This is a genomic window from Sphingomonas sp. HITSZ_GF (assembly GCF_029543155.1).
Taxonomy (GTDB): Bacteria; Pseudomonadota; Alphaproteobacteria; order Sphingomonadales; family Sphingomonadaceae; genus Sphingomonas.
In genome coordinates this window covers 45,497-63,660 of sequence record NZ_JARQXA010000009.1, presented here as the reverse complement: position 1 = coordinate 63,660, position 18,164 = coordinate 45,497, and the positions used below count along the sequence as shown (strand labels likewise).

The 18,164-nt window shown below is 67.4% G+C and carries 11 protein-coding genes; 8 read left to right on the top strand and 3 right to left on the bottom strand.

Annotation, left to right across the window (positions count from 1 at the left end):
• Positions 1-16 precede the first annotated feature (16 nt).
• The 3 genes from P6144_RS19755 to P6144_RS19745 are packed head-to-tail and all read right to left on the bottom strand — an operon-like array spanning position 17 to position 5,745.
• Positions 17-1,414 carry an efflux transporter outer membrane subunit gene (locus P6144_RS19755; protein ID WP_277769543.1) on the bottom strand — a complete coding sequence of 466 codons (1,398 nt, stop codon included), beginning with the start codon at positions 1,412-1,414 and terminating at the stop codon, positions 17-19.
• The gene (locus P6144_RS19750) at positions 1,404-2,552 is read right to left on the bottom strand and encodes an efflux RND transporter periplasmic adaptor subunit (protein ID WP_277769542.1); all 1,149 of its coding nucleotides are present in this window, start codon (positions 2,550-2,552) and stop codon (positions 1,404-1,406) included. The genes P6144_RS19755 and P6144_RS19750 overlap by 11 nt, the downstream gene beginning before the upstream one ends.
• Complete coding sequence (locus P6144_RS19745; RefSeq protein WP_277769541.1) at positions 2,545-5,745, bottom strand: efflux RND transporter permease subunit; 3,201 nt, start codon at positions 5,743-5,745, stop codon at positions 2,545-2,547. Before P6144_RS19745 ends, P6144_RS19750 begins: the two co-directional genes overlap by 8 nt.
• 329 nt (positions 5,746-6,074) lie before the next feature.
• Here P6144_RS19745 and P6144_RS19740 point away from each other — a divergent pair, with 329 nt between their 5' ends.
• From P6144_RS19740 to P6144_RS19705, 8 genes are all read left to right on the top strand, one after another.
• Complete coding sequence (locus P6144_RS19740; RefSeq protein WP_277769540.1) at positions 6,075-6,653, top strand: RNA polymerase sigma factor; 579 nt, start codon at positions 6,075-6,077, stop codon at positions 6,651-6,653.
• Positions 6,650-7,624, top strand: a complete 975-nt coding sequence (locus tag P6144_RS19735) for a FecR domain-containing protein (RefSeq protein ID WP_277769539.1) — start codon at positions 6,650-6,652, stop codon at positions 7,622-7,624. The genes P6144_RS19740 and P6144_RS19735 overlap by 4 nt, the downstream gene beginning before the upstream one ends.
• 76 nt (positions 7,625-7,700) lie before the next feature.
• Positions 7,701-10,328: a TonB-dependent receptor gene (locus P6144_RS19730; protein ID WP_277769538.1), complete on the top strand. Its 2,628-nt coding sequence runs from the start codon at positions 7,701-7,703 to the stop codon at positions 10,326-10,328.
• Positions 10,329-10,404: 76 nt separating this feature from the next.
• On the top strand, positions 10,405-12,861 hold the full coding sequence (locus P6144_RS19725) for a prolyl oligopeptidase family serine peptidase (RefSeq protein ID WP_277769537.1): 2,457 nt from the start codon (positions 10,405-10,407) through the stop codon (positions 12,859-12,861).
• Between the two features lie 90 nt (positions 12,862-12,951).
• A complete protein-coding gene (locus tag P6144_RS19720; protein ID WP_277769536.1) occupies positions 12,952-14,208 on the top strand; it encodes a glycosyltransferase family 1 protein in 1,257 nt (418 codons plus the stop codon).
• A gap of 338 nt (positions 14,209-14,546) precedes the next feature.
• Positions 14,547-16,154 carry an MFS transporter gene (locus tag P6144_RS19715; RefSeq protein ID WP_277769535.1) on the top strand — a complete coding sequence of 536 codons (1,608 nt, stop codon included), beginning with the start codon at positions 14,547-14,549 and terminating at the stop codon, positions 16,152-16,154.
• On the top strand, positions 16,154-17,371 hold the full coding sequence (locus tag P6144_RS19710; protein ID WP_277769534.1) for a CaiB/BaiF CoA-transferase family protein: 1,218 nt from the start codon (positions 16,154-16,156) through the stop codon (positions 17,369-17,371). The genes P6144_RS19715 and P6144_RS19710 overlap by 1 nt, the downstream gene beginning before the upstream one ends.
• Positions 17,371-18,129, top strand: a complete 759-nt coding sequence (locus tag P6144_RS19705) for an enoyl-CoA hydratase/isomerase family protein (protein WP_277769533.1) — start codon at positions 17,371-17,373, stop codon at positions 18,127-18,129. Before P6144_RS19710 ends, P6144_RS19705 begins: the two co-directional genes overlap by 1 nt.
• Positions 18,130-18,164: the final 35 nt, after the last annotated feature.

The following is an 18,164-nucleotide window of genomic DNA, read 5'->3' as shown; positions in this document are numbered from 1 at the left end:
GGCACCTTGGCGCAGGTTAGCGGGCCCGCAAATAGCCGCCGCCGACTGCGCGCACCATGTCCGTCGCGACGCCCAGCTGGGCGGCCTGGGTAATCAGCAGCGCGCGCCGCGCGTCGAGCGCCGCGGTTTGCGCAGTGACCACTTCCAGATAGTCCGAGGCGCCGTCGCGGTAGCGCGTCATCGCAAGGTCGCGCGTGCGCTCGGCGGCCGTGACTGCGTCGAGCTGGTTGTGCTCCTGCGATGCAAGGTCGCGCGCGGTGGCGAGATAGTCCTCGACCTCGCGAAACGCATCGAGCACGGCGCCGCGATAGAGCGCCGCGGATTCGTCGAACTGGGCGCGGGCGATCCGCAGATTGGCGCGACGGGCGCCGCCGTCGAAGATCGAGGCCACCGCCGACAGTGGCCCCAATGCCCAGAAGCTGTTCGACGCCGACAGGATGTCGCCGTGGATCGTCTCGAAGCCGGCCTGGCCGCCCAGCGTCACCCGTGGGAACAAGGCGGCGCGGGCGACGCCGATCCCGGCATTGGCCGCGGCCACCCGGCGCTCGGCGGCGACCAGATCGGGACGCCGCTGGAGCAAGGTGGAGGGCAAGCCGACCGGAACTGCGGGGGCTTCGATCAGGCGATCGGCGACCGGCAGCGAGAAGCTCGCCGGCGCCTCGCCGATCAGGATCGCGATCGCGTGCTCGTCCCGCGCGCGCGCCGCCGCGACAGCGTCGAGTTCGGCGCGGGCATTGGCGAGGATCGTCGCCGCGCGGCTCACGTCCAGCCCGGAGGCGATGCCGCCGTCATGCCGGGTCGAGGTGAGGTCATAGGCGCGCTGGAAGGCCGCGACGCTTTCGCGCAGCAGCACCAGCCGGGCGTCGAGGCCGCGCAGATCGAAATAGATCGAGGCGAGCCGCGTCTGGAGCGCCAGCTTCGTCGCGGCCAGATCGGCCTCGCTTGCCTGTGCGCCGGCGCTGGCCTGGCGCACCGAATTGCGGATGCGGCCGAACAGATCGAGCTCGTAACCCAGCGACACGCCCAGGCTGCGATCGCTATAGGTCGCAGCGCCCGGCGCGGTCGGCGCGCGGCCGGCTGACACACGCGCGCGCTCGGCATCGGCGCCTGCATTCACGTTCGGCAGCAGATCGGCACGTTCGCGGCGCACCTGAGCAGCCGCCTGGTCATAGCGCGCGACCGCGGCGGCCAGGCTCGGGTTGCCGGCCTCGATCTTGGGGATCAGCGTGTCGAGCGTCGCGTCTCCGAACATCTGCCACCAATCGGCATTGGCGGGCAGGTCCGTGCCGACTGTGACCCAGGGTCCTTGCTCCTTGAACGCAGGTACGGCGGGGGTTTCGGGCACCGCATAATGGGGGGCGGTCGCGCAACCCGAAAGCAGCGCGGCAACGAGCAGCGAGAGCCTAGCGCGCATTGGCGCCTCCCTGCGCGACACGCACCGGATCGCCGGTCTGGAGCGATTCCGGCGGGCTGTCGATCACCCGGTCGTTCGGCGACAATCCCGCGCTTACTTCGATCGACTTGCCCAGGTCGCGCCCGATGGTGATCTTGCGCAGCTCGGCCTTGCCGTCGGCGCGCAGCACGGCGACTCGCGTGCCGTCCTGGCCGACCATCAGCGCGCTGGGCGGCAGCGTCAGCGCATTGCCGCCGCCATGGATCGGGAAACTGGCCTGGGCATAGGCACCGGGCTTGAGCGCACGGTCGCCGTTGGACGCCTGCAGCTCGACCAGCACGGTACCCGAGCTGGGGTCGACCGCGCCGGCGCTGCGGGTCATCGTCGCGGTGAAGGTGCGGCCGGGATATTCGGGTAGCGCCAGCGTCACTTCCATCCCCGGCTTCACATCGGCGGAATAGCCCTGGGGCACGCGGACCAGGGCGCGGATGCGGTTGACGTCGGCGACGACGAACAGCGGCTGGGCGCCGGCATTGCCCGCCGTCACCAGCGCGCCGATCTCGGCATTGCGGGTGGTGACGATGCCGTCGAACGGTGCGCGCAGCCGGGTGAAGCCGATCGTCGCCTGGAGCCGGCGGACATTGGCCTGGGCCGCCGCGGTGACCGCGGTGCGCGCCGCGAGCTCGCCGCGCTTCTCGTCAGTCTCCTGCTGCGAGACCGCGTCCTTGGACAGCATCTGGCTCCAGCGCTGCGCGGTGGTGTTGGCAAGCTGCTGGTTGGCGCGTGCGGTCTGCAGATCGGCCTGGGCGGCAGCGAGCTGCTGCTCGACCTCCGGCGCGTCGAGCACGGCAAGCACCTGGCCGCGGTGGACCGTGTCGCCGATATTGACCAGCCACTGGCGGACATAGCCCGAGGTGCGGGCATAGATCGGCGCGTTGTTCAGCGCCTGCAGATTGGCCGGCAGCGTCAGCGTGTCGTGGTTGGTGCCGGGCTTGGGCGCGATGAGGTTGACGGTGGGCACCGCCGCGCCGGCCGCGACGCTGGCAAGATGCTGCTCGGCATGGATGCGGCCATAGATGCCGGATCCGACCAGCGCGACCGCCACTGCGGCCGCCGCGACACCCCACCATTTGCGACGATTGGGAGCAGTGTCAGGCATGGGCTTCCTCCAGGGGGGCAGGTGCGGGCGCGGGCGCCGCTGCCTTGCGCTTGTGGGCAAGGCTGAAGATTACGGGGACGAACATCAGCGTGGCGAAGGTCGCGACCAGTAGGCCGCCGATCACGGCGCGGCCGAGCGGGGCGTTCTGCTCGCCGCCTTCGCCCAGACCGAGCGCCATCGGCAGCATGCCGATGATCATCGCGAGTGCGGTCATCAGCACTGGACGGAAGCGGGTCATGCCCGCGTCCAGCGCCGCCTGGACCGCATCGCCCAGCTCGGCGAGCCGCTCGCGGGCGAAGCTGACGACCAGGATCGAATTGGCGGTCGCCACGCCCATGCACATGATCGCGCCGGTAAGGGCGGGGACGGACAGCGTCGTGCCGCTGAGGAACAGCATCCAGACGATGCCGGCCAGCGCGCCGGGCAGCGCGGTGATGATCACGAACGGGTCGAGCCAGCTCTGGAAGTTGACCACGATCAGCAGGTAGATCAGCACCGCCGCACCGAGCAGGCCGAAACCCAGGCCGGTAAAGGCGCTCTGCATCGTCGCATATTGGCCGCGCAGCGTGATCGTGGTGCCCGCCGGGGCCTTTTCCTGCGCGGCGCGGATCACCTTCTGGATGTCGGCGGAAACCGCGCCCAGGTCTCGGCCGCTGGTGGTCGCATAGACGTTGATCACCGGGGCGATGTTGTAGTGCGAGACCACGGCGGCGGCGTTGCTGCGCGTGATCGTCGCGATGCCGCCCAGCACCTGGCTGTTGCGCGCGTCGCCGCCACTGCCGGTCACCGGGATGTTCGACAGGTCGCTGATCGAGCCGACGCGATATTCCGGGGCCTGCGCGACCACCGGATAGGACACGCCGTTCTGCGGATTGAGGAAGAAGACCGGCGCGGTCTGCTGCGTGCCGGCGAGCGACGCGCCTACGCTGGTCGTCACGTCGCGCTCGGTCAGCCCGAACTGGCCGATGCGGTTGCGATCGACATTAACGTTGATCTGCGGATAGCGCGTCGATTGCTGGACGCGGGCATCGGCGACGCCGGGGATGCGGGCGATCCGGCGCAAGATGTCCTGGGCGATCGCGGTGTTGGCGGCGACCTTGTTGCCGTTGACCTGGATGTCGATCGGCGCGGGGGCACCGAAGTTCAGGATCTGGCTGGTGATGTCGGCGGGCAGGAAGGCGAAGCTCGAGCCCGGGAAGAGCTGCGGCAGCTTGGTCCGGAGCTGCTCGACATAGTCCGCCGTCGGGCCGTGATGCTCGGCGAGCTGGATCAGGATGTCGCCGTCCTGCGGGCCGAAGGTCCCCGAGTTGTTATAGACATTGTTGATCGAGCTGACCGGCAGGCCGATATTGTCGACGACCGAGGTCAGTTCCCTGGCGGGGATGATCTCCCGGATCGCGCGCTGGACGCGATCGAAATGCGCCGAGGTCTCTTCGATGCGGCTGCCCACCGGCGCGCGGACATGGATCGCGATCGCGCCCGAATCGACCGACGGGAAGAAGTTCTGGCCGAGGAACGGCACCAGCAGGAACGACACGGCGATCAGCCCCAGAAAGCCCAGCACGAAGGGCCGCGGCCGGGCAAGCAGGCCCTTCAGCGTGTCGCCATAGCTGGCGCGGATCCGCTCGAAGCGATGCTCGAACGCGCGTTGGAAGCGCACCAGCGGGTTGCGGCTGCCGGGCGTGCCCGCTTCGTGGATATGCCCCGGCGCATGCGGCTTGAGGAAATAGGCGGCCATCGTCGGCACGAGTGTGCGCGACAGAATGAACGAGCCGATCATCGCGAAGACCACCGACAGAGCCATCGGCACGAACAGGAAGCCGGCTACCCCGGGCAGGAAGAACATCGGCACGAACACGATACATATGCAGAGCAGTGCGACAAAGGCGGGCGCGACAATCTGCTGCGCGCCGTCCAGGATAGCCTGGTGCACGGGTTTCCCCTGTTCGAGATGCCAGTTGATGTTCTCGATCGTCACCGTCGCGTCGTCGACCAGGATGCCGACGGCAAGCGCGAGGCCGCCCAATGTCATCACGTTCAGCGTGTTGCCGGTGATCGTCAGGCCGATGATCGCGAACAGGATCGCCAGCGGGATCGAGATCGCGATGATCACGGTGGAGCGCCACGAGCCGAGGAACAGCAGGATCATCGCCGAGGTAAGCGCCGCGGCGATCGCGCCTTCGAAGATCACGCCCTGTACGGCGGCACGCACGAACACCGATTGATCGCCCAGCACGACGATCTTCACGCCCGGCGGCAGCGTCGGCTGGATCGCCTTCACCTTGTCCTTGATGCCCTGCACGATGGCCAGGGTGGAGGCGGAGCCGTTCTTGAGGACGGTAAGCACCACCGATCGGCCGCCATCGACATGCACGACATTGGTCTGCGGCGACGCGCCGTCGCGGACATGGGCGACGTCGCGCATCCGGATCGTCGCGCCGCCGACGACGCGCACCGGCAGGTCGTTGAGCTCGTCGATCGATTGCGGCGCGTTGTTGAGGCGGACGGCGTACTGGAATTCGCCGATCTTCGCGAAGCCGGCCGGATTGATCTGGTTCTGCGCCGCGATCGCGTTGCCGACATCCTGCGCCGACAGCCCCTTGGACTGGAGCGCCTGGGGATCGAGATCGATCTGCACCTGGCGCTGGCTGCCGCCCTGCGGCAACGGCACGGCGGCGCCGGGCACGGTGACCAGCTGCGCACGGATTTGGTTGAGCGCGATGTCGAACAGCTGGCTTTCCGAAACGCCTTGGCCCTGCAGCGCGAGCTGGAGGATCGGCACGGTGGAGGCATTGTAGTTCAGGATCAGCGGCGGGGTGGTGCCCGGCGGCAGCTGGCGGAGCAGCGTCTGCGAGATCGCAGTGACCTGGGCATTGGCGAGGCGAATGTCGGCGCCGGGCTGGAAGAAGATCTTCACCACGCCGACGCCCTGCATCGACTGGCTCTCGATATGGTCGATATCGTTGACCGTCGTCGTCAGTGCGCGCTCATAGGGGGTGATGATCCGCCCGCCCATCTCCTCGGGCGGCAGTCCGGCATATTGCCAGGCGGTGGCGATCACCGGCACGCGGATGTCAGGGAAAATGTCCACCGGCGCACGCATCGCGCTGAGGACGCCCAGCAGCGCAATGAAGATTGCCATGACGATGAAGGTCAATGGCTTGGACAGTGCGACCCGGACAATGCCGATCATGCGCGATCTTCCCGTTCGAATTGGAGCGCCGGCGGTCGCGGCAAGGAGAGGCGGGTGTTGCGCTGCACCATAGGATTATTTCCAGGATGCGACTGCGAGGTGTCATCGTTGTCGGATTGCGAATTTGTTGCCAATTTTGGAGCGCATTCAGCCAGTTACGTCCGGATCGGTACTTTTCTGCCGCCATGGCGCTTATCGGAGGAGTATGGCAGCCCCCAACCGCGCACTTCCGAAAAAATTCGAAACGGGCGAAATTCGCGTTACCAATTTTGCGCAGAAGCTTGTCTTGCTCTCCTCGAGCAACTGCAAACGAGGCCCACGCCGGCTGGATGATCGACGATGACGACCTCCATGTCTGGTTTGTGCGAGAGGTGCTCCCTCTCGAACGGGCGCTGTCGTCCTATATCCGCCGGAACTGGAGAGTGCCCGAAGACGTGCTGGAACTGCGGCAGGACATTTACGAACATGTGCTGATCGGGGCGCGGCGCGCATTGCCGGCGAACGCGCGCGCCTATGTCTATACGGTCGCGCGCAACCACCTGATCAACCATGCCAAGCGGGCCCGGATCGTGCCGATCGAGGCGATCGCCGACCTCGATGCCGTTCATCGCGACGTGGATTTCGGCATGTTCGAGGCAGAGCGGGCGCTCAGCGCGCGCGACGAGTTGCGTCGCGCCAAGGAGGGGATCGACAAGCTGCCGCCCAAGTGCCGCGAGGTGATCCTGCTGCAGAAGGTCGACGGCCTCACCGATCGTGAGGCGGCGGAATCGCTCGGCGTCTCGATCGAGACGGTGCGGCGGCAAATCAAGCTCGGCATGAAGGCGCTGTTCGATCACATGGCCGGCGGTTCGGGCAGGATCGTCCGCAAGAGCTACCGGCGAAACAGCGATCATGGAGTGCGGCCATGAGGCGGCAGGAAGCGATCGAGGATCGGGCGCTGGACTGGCTGGTCCGTCGCAACGGCGCGGACTGGACCGAGGAAGCGCAGGCCCGGCTTGACGCCTGGCTCGAGGAGTCGATGGCGCACAAGGCTGCGTTCTGGCGCGCCCAGCATCTCTGGCGGCAGGCGGATCGTATCGGTTCGCTCGGCATCGCCGCGCAGCCCGAGGCGGAGGCGCCCACGGGGCCCCGGCGCTGGTGGTCGGTGGCGATCGCCGCCAGTCTGGTAGCGGCGATCGGCATCGGCGGCGTCGCGTTCGGGCCCCGCCTGCTCGACCGGCAGGCGCCGGCGGTGCAGCAGGCGCGTTTCGACACGCCGCTTGGCGGCCGCCGGGTCGTGCCGCTCAGCGATGGCAGCCGGATCGAGCTGAACACGCAGACGGCGGTGCGCACCGCCGTCAATGATGCCCGGCGCGACGTGTGGCTCGATGCGGGTGAGGCGTTCTTCGAGGTCGCGCACCGCGAGGGCAAGCCTTTCGTGGTGCACGCCGGCAACCAGACGGTAACCGTGCTCGGCACGAAATTCTCGGTTCGCCGCGACCGGGACAGGGTGACAGTGAACGTCCTTGAGGGCCGGGTTCGCGTCGATGACGGGCAGGGGCAGATGGCGCATGCCGCGATCATCACCGCAGGCGACACCGCGATCTCGCGCGGGGCGTCAACGCTGATCGCCGCCAAGTCTGAGGCGCGAGTCGAGAATGCGCTGGCCTGGCGTGACGGCATGCTGCGTTTCGATCAGGCGCCGCTTACCGACGTGGTCGCCGAGTTCAACCGCTACAATCGTACGCGGCTGGTCGTCACCGATGCAGCGGCGGGCCGGATACCGATCGGCGGCGCGTTCCAGGCATCTAGTGTCGATTCGTTCGTGCGCCTTCTGCGCGATGCCTATGGGCTCAAGATCGAGCGCGACGACACTATGGTGAAAATTTCAAGTCAGTAGCGTTACCAAGAGCTGCCGCCCGATTGTCATGCGCTCCCAGTGGGGCAGGACAATCTGCCCGGGAAATGGGGGCATAATGATCAGGACACTCGCCGCGGCACTCGCAACCAGCACCTGCATCGTGGCACTCGCCGCGCCGGCGGCAGCGCAGACGCGTGATTACAACATTCCGGCCGGGTCGCTGAAAGCGGCGCTCGATGCCTATGTCCGGCAGTCTGGCCGCCAGATCGTCTATCGGGCCGACGAGGTGCGCACCGCGCGCTCGCCGGGCGTGCGCGGCCAGCAGTCGGCGGATGCCGCCCTTGCGGCGCTGCTCGCCGGCAGCGGCTTCGCCACGCGGACTGACGGCAATCTGATCGCGATCGTGAAGGCGGGAAACGGCGACAGCGGTAGCGCGGCACCGCCGCCGGCCGCCGCCTATGCAGGCCGCGACGACGACGCGGTCGATCGGGCGATCGTCGTGACCGGATCGCGTATCCGCGGCGGGCGCCCCTCGTCGCCGGTGGTGACCATTTCGGCCGAAGAGATGCGCCTGGCCGGGCACAACAGCCTGGGCGAGGCGATGCGCGCGCTGCCGCAGAATTTCTCCGGCGGGCAGAACCCCGGCGTCGCACCCGGCGCGACCGCGGGCGGCCCGGCGAACCAGAACGTCACCGGCTCGTCGAGCCTCAATCTCCGGGGCCTGGGCCCCGATGCATCGCTGACGCTGCTCAACGGCACGCGCCTGCCCTATGACGGCTTCACCCAGGCGGCCGACCTGTCCGTCATCCCGACGGCTGCCATCCAGCGGGTCGAGATCCTGCTCGACGGCGCATCGGCAATCTACGGTTCGGACGCAGTCGGCGGTGTCGCCAACGTCATCCTGCGGCGCGACTATGAAGGCGCCCAGGCCACCGCGCGTTACGGATGGGCGACCGACGGTGGATATCAGCAGCAGCAATATACGGTGCTCGGCGGCCATAATTGGGGATCGGGCGGCCTGCTGATCACCGGCGACTATTCGCATAACAGCTCGGTCAAGGCGAGCCAGCGGGACTATCTGTCCTATCTGTCCTCGGTGCCGGGCTATGAGATCTATCCGCGGAACAAGCAGTTCAGCGCCCTGTTCAGCGGCCATCAGCGCCTCGCCGATTTCGTCGAGCTTTCGGTCGACAGCTACTACACGTCGCGCATCAACGCCTTCCTCACCGGATCGTCGAGCACGGTCGCAACCTATTTCGAATCCAAGTCGGAAGTCTGGGGCGTCGCGCCGGCGCTGTCGTTCGACATCGGCCAAGACTGGAACCTGCGGCTGAGTGGCTCGATGAGCCGCAACGTCTCGTCCACCCCGGCCCGACGGACGTTCAACATCCTGACCGGCGTCACCACCAGCCGGACCAACCTGCGCAATACCAACCATTCGGAATCGGTGGCGCTGGAAACCGAAGGCCGGCTGTTCTCGCTGCCGGGCGGCGACGTTCGCGTGTCGCTGGGCGGCGGATGGCGGCGCAGCTTCTTCGAGAACCGCGACCTGATCACCGGGGCGGGGACCGCCACGCCGAACGGCGGCGGCGATGACAGCAGCTATTACGGCTATGGCGAGGTCAATATCCCGGTCGTCTCTGAGGAGCAGGGGATTCCCCTGGTCCGGCGCTTCGCCATCAACGCGGCGGTGCGGCACGAGAATTACGACAGCTTCGGCGGAACGACCACGCCGAAGGTCGGTGCGCTATGGGGTGTCGCCAAGGGGCTCGACCTGCGCGCGAGCTGGGGCCGGAGCTTCAAGGTCCCGACGCTGCTCCAGCAATATACCAGCCGCATCCTCTATCTCACTTCGGCCGCCTATCTTGGCGGCGCGCAGGCCGGCGCACCGGCCGATGGGCAGGGTATCCTGCTGTTCGGCGGCAACCAGGACCTGCGGCCCGAACGTGCCGAGACCCTCTCCGCCGGCTTCACCTTCAAGCCCGAATTCGTGCCTGGACTGGAGCTGGAGGCGAACTGGTTCCAGGTCGACTATCGTGATCGGATCATCGCGCCGATCACGGTGTTCAACCAGGCGCTGACCAACCCGGCCTATGCCGAATTCGCCCAGTTCAGCCCCAGCGCCGCGGATATCAACGCGGCCTTCGCCTGGGCCGGCCTGCCGCAGGGCACCTTCACCTACAATCTGCTGGGCTCCGCCTATAATTCCAGCAAGGTTTTCGCGATCGTCTCGGGCCAATACACCAACGCTGCGCGCGACCTGCTTCGCGGCATCGATCTCTCGGCCCGCTATGCGACGCGCGCCGTGGGCGGGCGGCTGGCACTGAGCGCAAATGGCAGCTGGATCACCACGGCGGCGCGCCACGCTTCCAGCACCTCGCCCGAGACGGCGATCGCCGGGAGCATCTTCTACCCCGCAAAGTTCCGCGGACGGCTCGGTGCGAACTGGTCGAGCGGTGGATTCTCGCTCGCGTCGAACGTCAACCACATCTCGGGCGTGATCGATACCAACGTAACTCCGAACGTGCGGCGCGGCTCGATGACGACGGCCGATTTCGTTGTCGACTATCGCCAGGCGCAGAGCCCGATCGGCGCGTTCCGGCTCAACCTGTCGGTGATGAACGCCTTCAACGCGGCGCCCCCCTATGCGGCGCCGATCGGAAATTTCCGCGTCGCCTACGACTCGACCAACTACTCGTCACTGGGCCGCACCGTGAGCCTCGCGCTCACCAAGGAATTCTGACGATCTTCCGAAACCGGCGCGGGGCTTTGCAGCAAGCCCCGCGCCGCGTCCCGCTTTCTATCTTGCCGGAGTGCCTATGTTTCCTTCGCTGAAGGTCCGCGCGAGGCGCGTTCTTGCGCTCGCGCTGCTGATCGCGCTCCCTGCTGTCGCCCAGGCGCAGATTGCCGAGGGCAAGCACGCCTTCTCGTTCGAGGATGCGCGGCAGCGCTCCGAGATTCGCGCGGCGGTGGCGGCACCCGACGGCACCAGCGTGGCCGTTCAGGTGACGCGCCCGATGGCCGATCCCGGGCTGCACGCGGGCGCGGCGCGCTCGAGCGTGCAGCCGCGCGGCGACATCTGGCTGTTCGATCGCGCGCTGGCGCATCCGCAGAAGCTGCCCGCGGCCAATCTGTGGACCTGGGCGCCGACTTATTCACCGTCCGGCCGCAAATTGGCGGCGCTTTGTGCCGATGCCTACGGCCGGGTCGGCCTGATCGTCTGGAACCTCGTGGATCGCAGCCCGCGGCGCTTCAGCCATGTCGAGGTCGACGTGAACGCGCTGCTGCGCATGGACGGGGATCCCGACGTGCAATCGAGCGGCTCGGCGCTCCGGACGCGGCCGTTCGTCTGGCTCGACGAGCGTACCCTCGTCTTCGTCGATCGCGACGGCGTGCTCCAGCAATATGCGCTCGCACCCGCAACCGCCCCTGCCACCTATGCGGCCTTGCGGTCTCGTACGCGCGCCGGGAAGCTGTCCGTGCGCGTGTGGAACGCGGAGTCGCCGACCGAGGGCGCGGCCAGCCGATTGATGACGCTCGATGTCACGACCGGGCGCACCAAGGTTCTCTATCGCGGCGATGTTCGCGGCGTTTCGGTGTCGCCCGACCGCAGCCAGGCCGCGCTTCTCGTCGCGACGCGCCATCTCGCCCCGGCGCCGGGAAGCATGGAACCGGCGCTGCGGGCCTATCACCTCTATGACGACAGCGTCGTGCTTGCACTGGTGGTGCAGCCGCTCAAGGCGGGGGAGGCCGGGCGGGTCGTCAAGGGCGCCGAGGGCACCGGCGTGGTGGCGGAGAGCCGCTTGCCGGTCTGGTCGGACGATGGCCGGCGGATCGGGCTCGTGGGGCGGGCGACCTACACTGCGCGCGCAAGCAGCGGCGACGATTTCGCATTTGAAGTACAGGTGCCCGCGCTGTCCCTCCGTCGCATCGCCGCTCGCTCGGCGCTCGATGCCGAGCTGCTCGCCAATATGCTCGCCGATTATGGAAGCGACGCCGGCGAGGTTCTCACGCGGCGGCCGATGCTGCCTTCCGACGATACGCGCCTGCCGCTCGGCCAGCCGCCAGGCAAGGCATGGCGGATCTCTTCGCGCGCCTATCTCCTCTTGTCCGCGCGCCAGGTGCAGGTTTTCACGCCGCAGGGCATCACGACCTTGCCCGGTGCGTTCGATTCGGGTTTTGCCGCCGATCTCCGCGGCGCGGTGCCGCGCTTCGTATTGGGCCGCGGCCGGCAGGACTTCGACCTGCGCTTCGTCGATGGCAAGCCGGTCCTGACCGAAATCGCCAGGCCGCCCCAGGCCGATCTCCTCGTCGCCACCGGCTATCGCGGGCTGACGCTGTACAAGCGTGACAGCGATGCCGGCACGTCGCTGCACCTGGTAGAGGATGGCGTGCCGGCGCGCATGGCCATGCCGTTCAACCGGCATCTGGCCGCGGTCGCGGAGCCGGCGATGCGTGAACTACGCCTCGAACTCAACGGCCGCCAGCTTACCGGAATCCTGCGCCTGCCGCCGGGGCGCCACCCGAACGACCGGCATCCGGTCGTGCTCATGGCCTATCCGGGATATATGCCGCGGATCGGCGACAGCATGCATCGGGTGAACTCGAACTCGATCACGCACGAACCCTTCTACCATCTGCTTTCGCAAGGGTTCGCCGTCTTCGTTGTCCCGTTCCCTCTCACGCTTGGGCTGTCTCCGGAGGGGCCGTTGCAGGCGGCGGTCGATACGGTGATGCCGTGGCTGCCCGTGCTCGACCGTCAGCCCGAGGTCCTTGCCGGCGAATATGCCTATTGGGGGCATTCGAACGGCGGCTATGTCGGTCTCGCACTTGAGACCAGGACCAGCGCCTTCAAGGCGATCGCCGTCTCCTCGAGCTTCCCGGACCTGCACTGGACGCTCGATGCCGGGCTCGAATTCAGCGCGCTCGATAGTGCCGGGGAGATCATGCAGGCGCGCCGCTTCGTCTATGAATATGAAGCGCAGCCCTATTCGCTGGGAGCACCTCCGTGGAAAGCGGAGGGGGAATGGATTCGGAACAGCCCCGGGCTGAACCTTGAAAAGGCCTCTACCCCGATGCTTTTGCTCGAGGGCGAGTTCGATTTCGCGACCTCGCGGCCGATGGAGCGCGTCTATTCGACGCTGCGGGGCAAAGGCGTGCCCGCGGAGATGGCGCAATATTGGGGCGAGGCGCACATCATCGCGAGCCCGGAGAACGTCCTCGACAGCTGGACCCGCACCGAGCGCTTCTTCCGGAAATTCCTACGCATGCACTGAGCGGCGGGCGTCAGTTGTCATTCATCTTCCGTAACGAATATTGTGGCTGCGCGGGGCTATTGTCGCCTCGCGCATGCCGCATAGGCTCCGATGAAGATCTCGCCCGCCGACTACCTCTCTGCAGACGCCCCGGACCGCGCAGTCGCGGTGGCCGATCACGTCCGCCCCAACGGCGCGCCGGAGCCCGCGCGCGCCGCCAATGACGGTTCGTCCGCGGCCGGCATGCGGATCGCGCTCTTCTCGGGCAACTACAATTGCGTGCGCGACGGCGCGAACCGGGCGCTCAACCGTCTCGTCGACCATCTGCTCGCCCGCGGCGCCGCCGTGCGCGTCTATTCCCCCACCGTGGCCGCGCCGGCCTTCATGCCCGCTGGCGATCTGGTGCCGGTGCCGTCGGTGCCCATTCCCGGGCGCAGCGAGTTCCGCATCGCGCTGGGCCTGCCGAAATCGGTGCGCGAGGACGTCGAGCGCTTCGCGCCGAACCTCGTCCATGTCTCCGCGCCCGACCTGCTCGGCATCGGGGCGCAGAAGCTGGCACGCCGGCTCGACGTCCCGGTGGTCGCCAGCCTCCACACGCGGTTCGAGACCTATTTCGACTATTATGGGCTGGGTGCCTTTCGCGGCTGGGGCGAGCGGCACCTGCGGCGCTTCTACCGCGCCAGCGACCATGTGCTCGCGCCCAATGGCGCATCCGCCCAGAGCCTGGTGGCGATGGGGGTGCCGGAGCACGACATTTCGACCTGGGGAAGGGGTGTCGATCCCGCAGCCTTCTCCCCCGCGCTGCGCGACCTGGGCTGGCGGCGCGCGCTCGGATATCGCGACGACGAGATCGTGCCGCTCTTCTTCGGCCGGCTGGTGCTCGAAAAAGGGATCGCCGCCTTTGCCGACGCCATTCGCCTGCTCCGCGAACGCGGCCATGAGTTGCGCCCGCTGATCGTCGGCACCGGACCCGCCGAAACCCGGTTCCGGCAGCTGTTGCCCGAGGCGGTCTTCACCGGCCATCTCGACGGCGCAGCGCTGGGCAGGGCAGTGGCGAGCGCGGACATCCTGATCAACCCGAGCACCACCGAGGCGTTCGGCAACGTCAATCTGGAGGCGATGGCATCGGGCATCGCCATCGTCAGCGCCGATGTCGGCAGCGCGCAGGCGTTGATCATATCGGGGCAGTCCGGCCTGCTCACCGCAGCGTCACCCGATGCCCTGGCCGATGCCGCCGAACAGCTGATCGATCAGCCCAATTTCCGGCGCGCCATTGCCCGGGAGGCGTATGTCGCGGCCGGCAACCACCGCTGGCCCGAGATCCTCGACCGCGTAGTGATTGCCTATGCCGGGCTGATCTCCGAATGAGCGCTTCCCCGCGGAAGCGGGAGCGATTTCCGGCCATTCTATCGAAGGCGTGTTCATGAAGTGGCTGGTACAATTAGGGCTGCTGCCGCGGATATCCTAGCCTGTTCAGGCCCGGATTGCGGGCGAATATATTCATCATATAATTGATTTATAAAGGAAAATATTGCAACGGGCGGCCCTCGGGCTTCGGCCGGGCGGGCCCTGCGCCTGCTATCGGAATTGGCGGGGACGCATCGTGCCCACGGGCCATGGAAATTGTCTCGCGATTTGAGAGCTTGCCCGCGTCCCGCCCCGGACTATGCCTTTCGGAAACAGGGGCGCAGGCAGAGGAACAGCCGATGGGGACAATCGAAGCGACGGCGCGACAGGGGAGTGCGGCGCCATCCGCCGGCGACGTGCGCACGGTGATCGCCGCGTCGTCGCTGGGCACGCTGTTCGAATGGTATGATTTCTTCATCTACGGCACGCTTGCGGCATCGGGCATTATCGGGCGCATCTTCTTCCCGCCCGGCAACGAGCAGTTGCAGACCTTGCTCGCCTGGGCCGGTTTCGCGGTGGGCTTCGGATTCCGGCCGCTGGGCGCGGTCCTGTTCGGCTATCTCGGCGACAAGTTCGGGCGGAAATACACCTTCATCGTGACGATCGTCCTGATGGGCGTGGCGACCGCGGGCGTGGGCCTGGTGCCGTCCTATGCGACGATCGGCTGGCTCGCGCCGGCGCTGATCATCCTGCTGCGCATCATCCAGGGCCTGGCGCTGGGCGGCGAATATGGGGGCGCCGCCATCTATGTCGCCGAACATGCGCCACCGGGGCGGCGCGGCCTGTTCACCAGCTTCATCCAGGCGTGCGTGGGCGCGGGCTTCTTCCTGAGCCTCGTCGTGGTGCTGGCCTGCAAGGGCAGCATGTCGGCCGCCTTGTGGGATGCCTGGGGCTGGCGCGTGCCGTTCCTGCTGTCGCTCGTGCTGCTGGCGATCTCGCTGTGGATGCGCGTCCGCCTCGCCGAAAGCCCGGTGTTCCAGGCGATGAAGGCGGCGGGCAAGGTTTCGAAGAACCCTCTCGTCGAAAGCTTCACCTATCCGGGCAATGGCCGTCGCCTGGTGGTCGCGCTGTTCGGCATCGCCGCCGGCTTCACCGTGATCTGGTTCACTGCGATGTTCTCGACGCTCGGCTTCCTGCGCAACGCCATGCATGTCGACGAGACGGTGGCGCAGATCGTGGTGGGCGGCGGCGCGGTGATGGGGCTGGGCTGGTTCATCCTGTTCGGCCATCTCTCCGACCGGTTTGGGCGCAAGCGCCTGATCGTCATCGGCTACGCCCTCACCCTGGCGCTGCTGTTCCCGCTCTTCTGGCTGATGGGCAGCGCCGCCAACCCCGGGCTGACCCGCGCGGCCGAGCGCGCGCCGATCGTGGTGGCCGGGCCCGATTGCCGGTTCAATCCCTTTGCCAAGGTCCAGCAGGATGCCTGCGGGCGGCTGCTCGATTATCTCTCCAAGCGCGGCATCGCCTATAGCCTTGAGGAGGCGCCCGCGGTCGTTCTGTCGATCGGCGGCACACCGGCCGATCATAGGAGCGACGCCGATCTCGATGCGAAGCTGAAGGCCGCCGGCTATCCGCTGGGCAAGGCCAGCCCCGGCCTGGGCGGGCTGGCGGTGATCTTCCTTGCGATCATGGCACTGACGGCGCTTTCAGGGGCGACCTATGGCCCGGTGGCGGCGTTGCTCACCGAGCTGTTCCCGGCGCGCATCCGCTACAGCTCGATGTCGATCCCCTATCATTTCGGCACGGGCTATTTCGGCGGGGTGCTGCCGTTCGTCGAACAATATGTCGTCGCGCGTACCGGCGATCCCTATGCCGGGCTCTGGTATAGCTGGGGCGTGGTTGCGATGGCGCTGGTGGTGACGATGCTGCTGCTCAAGGAGCGTGATCTGGTGAAGGACGACGCGTGATGCCCATTAACGAACGCAAGGGGCCGCTGGCCGGCGTCATGGTGCTCGACGTCACCCGCGTCGTCGCCGGGCCCTATTGCGCGATGATGCTCGCCGATCTCGGCGCCACGGTGATCAAGGTCGAGAACCCGAACGATCCCGACTACACCCGGACGTTCCCGCCGATGGTCGAGACCGATGCCGGGCCGGAAAGCGCCTTCTACGCGCAGTATAACCGCAACAAGCAGGGCGTATCGCTCGATCTGCGCAGCGCGGCGGGCAAGGCGGCATTCCTCGCGCTGGTGCAGCGCGTCGACATCCTGGTCGAGAATTTCCGTCCCGGCGTGATGGACAAGCTGGGGCTCGGCTATGAAACGCTCGCGGCGGTCAATCCGCGCCTCGTCTATACCGCGATCAGCGGCTATGGCCGCACCGGCCCCAACGCCAATCGCCCGGGCTATGACAATAGCGGCCAGGCATCGGGTGGGCTCTGGTCGATGAACGGCTATGCCGATCAGCCGCCGGTGCGCGTCGGCACGATCATCGGCGACCTTTCCGCTTCGCTCTATGCCGCGGTCGGAACGCTGGCCGCGCTGCGCGAGGCGGAGCGGACGGGGCAGGGGCAGGTGGTCGACGTCTCGCAGCAGGATTCGGTGCTGTCGCTCACCGAGAGCGCGGTGGTGCGCTACACGGTCGACAAGGAAGTGGCCGGGCCGCTGGGCAACGATCACCCGTTTGTCCGCCCCTATGGCCAGTTTCCATGCGCCGACGGCTATATCTTCTTCGGCGGCTATACCGACAAGTTCTGGGCGATCACCTGCGCGCTGTTCGGCGAGCCCGAAATGGCGAAGGACCCGCGCATCGATACGATGGACAAGCGCTTCGAGGCGGAGACTTACAAGACCATCGTCGAGCCCTTGCTCCACCGTTGGTTCGCCCGCCACACCAAGGCGGAGCTGGAGGAAATGGCCGGCGACGCGGTGCCCTTGAGCGCGATCAAGTCGATCGACGAAGTCGTCGCCGATCCGCACATCGCCGCGCGCGGGATGATCGTCGACGTGCCGATGGGCGACACGCCGGTCGCGATGCTCGGCCTGCCGATCAAGCTCTCGGGCGCCGCGGTGCAGCCGCACGGCGCGGCGCCGCGGCTCGGCCAGCATAACGACGCGGTGTTCCGCGACCTGCTCGGCATGGCTGCCGCCGATATCGAAGCGCTCCGCAAGGGAGGGCAGGGCTGATGGGCATCGATGTTACGCGCGACGGCGCCGTCGCCACCGTCCGCTTCGCCCGGCCCGAAAAGCTCAACGCGATGACGCTGGCGATGTACGACGATCTCGGCCGCGCCTTCGCCGAGATCGGGCGGGACGACCGGATCAACGCCGTGGTGCTCGCCGGCAGCGGCGACCGCGCCTTCTGCGTCGGCGCCGACCTCACCGAATCTATCCCCGCGCTCGCCTCAGGTCGGTTCGACATCAGCGCCTGGGATCCCGCGCATCTCAAGAACGCCGCCTTCTACAAGCCGATCGTCTCCGCGGTGCGCGGCATGTGCATGGGCGCCGGTTTCGAGATCATGCTGGCGACCGATCTGCGCATTGCCGCCGAGGACGCGGTGTTCCAGTTTCCCGAGGTCAATCACGGCTTCGTGCCGGCCGGCGGCACGCTGGTGCGGCTCACCCGGCAGATCGCCTATGCGCATGCGATGGAACTGATGCTCACCGGCCGGCGCTTCAGCGCGGCGGAGCTGCTCGCGCGGGGCGTGGTCAACCAGGTGGTGCCCGCCGCCGAAGTGGAGCCCGCCGCGATGGCACTGGCGCAGGAAATCGCGAGCAAGAGCCCGGTCGCCGTCCAGACGATCAAGGAAGCGGCGCTGACGCTCTATGACCTGCCGCTCGAGGACGCGTTCGCGCAGGAAGCGCAGCTCGGCCAGCGCACCTTCACCAGCGGTGCGGCGAAGGACGGGCTGGCGCGGTTCGCTGGTCGATCGGCGAAGCCGTAGGCCGGATCTTCCTCAGTTCCCCGGCCTTCGCCGGG

Coding starts and splice junctions, on each gene's coding strand:
- P6144_RS19710 (WP_277769534.1), top strand. CDS start 16,154: ATGCCCATTAACGAACGCAAGGGGCCGCTGGCCGGCGTCATGGTGCTC.
- P6144_RS19715 (WP_277769535.1), top strand. CDS start 14,547: ATGGGGACAATCGAAGCGACGGCGCGACAGGGGAGTGCGGCGCCATCC.
- P6144_RS19725 (WP_277769537.1), top strand. CDS start 10,405: ATGTTTCCTTCGCTGAAGGTCCGCGCGAGGCGCGTTCTTGCGCTCGCG.
- P6144_RS19745 (WP_277769541.1), bottom strand. CDS start 5,745: ATGATCGGCATTGTCCGGGTCGCACTGTCCAAGCCATTGACCTTCATC.
- P6144_RS19740 (WP_277769540.1), top strand. CDS start 6,075: ATGATCGACGATGACGACCTCCATGTCTGGTTTGTGCGAGAGGTGCTC.
- P6144_RS19730 (WP_277769538.1), top strand. CDS start 7,701: ATGATCAGGACACTCGCCGCGGCACTCGCAACCAGCACCTGCATCGTG.
- P6144_RS19735 (WP_277769539.1), top strand. CDS start 6,650: ATGAGGCGGCAGGAAGCGATCGAGGATCGGGCGCTGGACTGGCTGGTC.
- P6144_RS19755 (WP_277769543.1), bottom strand. CDS start 1,414: ATGCGCGCTAGGCTCTCGCTGCTCGTTGCCGCGCTGCTTTCGGGTTGC.
- P6144_RS19720 (WP_277769536.1), top strand. CDS start 12,952: ATGAAGATCTCGCCCGCCGACTACCTCTCTGCAGACGCCCCGGACCGC.
- P6144_RS19750 (WP_277769542.1), bottom strand. CDS start 2,552: ATGCCTGACACTGCTCCCAATCGTCGCAAATGGTGGGGTGTCGCGGCG.
- P6144_RS19705 (WP_277769533.1), top strand. CDS start 17,371: ATGGGCATCGATGTTACGCGCGACGGCGCCGTCGCCACCGTCCGCTTC.